Origin of the sequence: Chlorobium sp. KB01, from assembly GCF_001975465.1 — a bacterium.
Lineage (GTDB): Bacteria > Bacteroidota > Chlorobiia > Chlorobiales > Chlorobiaceae > Chlorobium.
In genome coordinates this window covers 1-2735 of the sequence record NZ_MPJE01000116.1, presented here as the reverse complement: position 1 = coordinate 2735, position 2735 = coordinate 1, and the positions used below count along the sequence as shown (strand labels likewise).

Sequence of the window (2735 nt, the reverse complement as noted above, 5' to 3'; positions counted from 1 at the left end):
GTTTATTCTTGTATAGCTCACAGCAGAGATTCAGTCAACCAAAACATGTGAGGAGGTGAAATGCCGAGAGGAGCGAGACTTGATGCGCCGGGAACATTGCATCTTGTGATTATCCGGCGGATAGAGCGAGGTGTTATTGTTACCGATGATGAAGACCGGAAAGAGGTTATGCGTCGCATGGGAACTCTTGAATGACGCAATGCTTTCTATTAATGGAACTAACTGCTTTTGGTCATTTGTTCTATATATGGCGGGATGTGCTGGCTTGCTGATACAAAAATTGTTTTGTATTCTGATTTCACAGCTTTCTTGCATTCTTGGCAGGAGGCTCCTTTGTGAGACTGTAGTCACAAGAAGAGTTCGACTGTCCTTGGCATCACCGAATCTGATATCGGCATTCAGGAGAGATTATGCATACGGTCACCCATACCGACAAAGAGAACGAAAAAGCTCTGATCAAAATTGTCCGCTCCTTGCCTTCCAATCGGTTAGAGCAACTGGTAGATTTTGCCCGTTTTCTGGAAGCCCAGATTTTAAGTGAAGAGCTTGTCAGTGAAGAGGGACTCTCAGCCATAGAAGCAGACAATGCTCAATGGGATGCACTTCTGGAAACTGACGAATCTCAGGATTTACTCGATAAACTTGCGGGCGAGGCTCTTGCCGAGCATAAGGCAGGTAAAACAAAACCAATGGCGTTCAATCAAAAAGGGCGTATTGTGCCGGGATGAAGTCTCTCACGACTTTACAGTTCTGGAAGCTCTATGATGCTTTGCCTGAAGAGGTGCAATATCGAGCAGACAGAGCTTATGAGCTATGGCAGATCAATCCACAGGCCCATGCTCTGTATTTCAAACGTGTAGGCAAGAAAAAGCCGGTTTATTCCGTACGCATTGGTCGTGGGTATCGAGCGATGGGGCTTCTTGATGCTGAAGTCATCCTCTGGTTTTGGATTGGCCACCATGATGAGTATGAACGGTTGTTGAGGAATCTTTAGCTCATGCTCCTGTGAAAGAGAATGAAGGCAGCATTTGGGGTGAGTAGGCCGGAGGAGTTTCACCCCCAGCCTCTCGCAGAACCGGACGTACGACTTCCGGGACGCTCATAACAGCTTCAACTAACTTCCTTGGGCAATTTTATTAAAGTCAATAATATCAACCGATTAGCTATTTACTATTTAGGGACGTAGTTGAATAGCGATAGTAAAATAAACTGAGAAAATAGGGGACGTGGTTCCGTAGCTCAAAATTCTGTTGAACGTTGTATAATCTGAAAGCGAAAATATTCTGAATACCTGAAAAGACTTCACGCAAGTGACAGAGGTAAATAAATGTTTCATATCCGTTCCTGCTTGAAGCGATTCGTTATTGGCAGGTGGCAATATGTCAGGGAGAGCGAGACACGTGAATCGCCGGGGTCGTTGCGTCATGTGATGGTTCGTGGAATCGAGAGGTCTGGTATTGCGCTTGAAGATAAAGACCGGAAGGATGACGTAAAGCGGATTGGCAAAGAAGCAGAAAACAACAAAACGGTAATCTATGCCCGGAAGCCTTGTTGGTGAGGTTACAGGAGTGCTGCGGATTTCATGGGCAGGCGTGAGCCGGATGTTGCGTCGCTGACGAACCTGACGCACTGGGGATTTTGATTTGCCGTGGCTTGTTACCTCTGTCACTTACGTCCCTCAATTCGTCCCTCAATTATCCTGAAGTTTCTCCCCTTATTCTTTTCCCAAAAATCCGTTGTCAGAACTGATTTCCATGAATTCCGTTCCTAAACTTAAGTCGATCTCTGGCCACGGGTTCAGGGTGACAGCTCGAACCATCCGGTATGAAACGCGCGGCTTATAACCGGTCAAAACATTTGGCGGAACGTACCCGCATGATGCAAGCCTGGTCGGACTATATCGACAAGATCAAATCGTAAAGCAGATGTATCAAAAATTCGCGCGAAAGGAGTATATTAACGAAGTACATCAAATTACGATTTCATTCAACGGAGGGTAGATAATGACGACCAAAACAAAACGGCAGCAAGTCACCTTCAAGATTCCAAAAGAAACCAATGAACGCCTTGAGGCTCTTGCCAGAGCGACCAGACGGACGAAAACCTTTGTCCTGGAGGAGGCTGTTTCAGCTTATCTGAACTATAACGAGTGGCAGATTCAAAGTATTCAGAGGGGATTGGAAGATATGAAGGCTGGTCGAGTAACCCCTGTTGAAGATGTTATTGCTGAGTTGGAGGCAGAACTTGAAAATTGTCCTGACTAAAGAGGCAAAGGATTCTATTCGTGAGATAGAGTCCTATATCAGCCTGACCAGCAAAAAAACAGCCAAGCAAACCATCATCACTCTTTTGAACAAGATCACAAAGCAGTTACCCGCATACCCCCAGAGCGCAAAATCCGGCAAAATAACAGATACCAGGGAGCTGTACTTCTCTGATATACCGTACTGTGTTGTCTACACTTCGGATAACAGGACGATTACTGTACTCTCAATATTTCATACTGCACAGAACCGTTGAAGCGACTTACGGGACGCACATAACAGCTTCAACTAACTTCCTTGATCATGCCTGGTTGTGGGTATACCGTATCGGTGTTATCGGGTGATTTGCGAAATCCTCGATGAAAAAGTTTCAGTTCTTGTTGTCCGAGTCGGGCATCGGAAAGAAGTTTACCGATAATGTTGTCATACACCGTTTACGTTTGCATGCGGCATGTGCAGGGCCGTATCCTG

At 45.7% G+C, this 2735-nt stretch carries 6 protein-coding genes and 1 pseudogene; all 7 read left to right on the top strand.

Translation table 11 applies throughout. The features are described 5' to 3' along the window. The first annotated feature begins 60 nt into the window (after positions 1-60). Positions 61-195 carry a hypothetical protein gene (locus BOO20_RS13290; RefSeq protein WP_255372209.1) on the top strand — a complete coding sequence of 45 codons (135 nt, stop codon included), beginning with the start codon at positions 61-63 and terminating at the stop codon, positions 193-195. 215 nt (positions 196-410) lie between these two features. Then, entirely contained in the window at positions 411-728 is a 318-nt protein-coding gene (locus tag BOO20_RS12550) for a hypothetical protein (protein WP_076793060.1), read from the top strand. Next, complete coding sequence (locus tag BOO20_RS12545; RefSeq protein ID WP_076793059.1) at positions 725-994, top strand: hypothetical protein; 270 nt, start codon at positions 725-727, stop codon at positions 992-994. Before BOO20_RS12550 ends, BOO20_RS12545 begins: the two co-directional genes overlap by 4 nt. Positions 995-1348: 354 nt before the next feature. Continuing rightward, positions 1349-1558, top strand: coding sequence for a hypothetical protein (locus BOO20_RS12540; RefSeq protein WP_144277175.1), 210 nt, complete (start codon positions 1349-1351; stop codon positions 1556-1558). 445 nt (positions 1559-2003) lie between these two features. Further along, positions 2004-2264, top strand: a complete 261-nt coding sequence (locus BOO20_RS12535) for a CopG family ribbon-helix-helix protein (protein ID WP_076792869.1) — start codon at positions 2004-2006, stop codon at positions 2262-2264. Beyond that, complete coding sequence (locus BOO20_RS12530; RefSeq protein ID WP_076792868.1) at positions 2245-2520, top strand: type II toxin-antitoxin system RelE/ParE family toxin; 276 nt, start codon at positions 2245-2247, stop codon at positions 2518-2520. Before BOO20_RS12535 ends, BOO20_RS12530 begins: the two co-directional genes overlap by 20 nt. Before the next feature lie 55 nt (positions 2521-2575). Next, positions 2576-2682 (top strand): annotated as a pseudogene (locus BOO20_RS13435) (type II toxin-antitoxin system RelE/ParE family toxin); the annotation flags it as partial. Between the last annotated feature and the right edge of the window lie 53 nt (positions 2683-2735).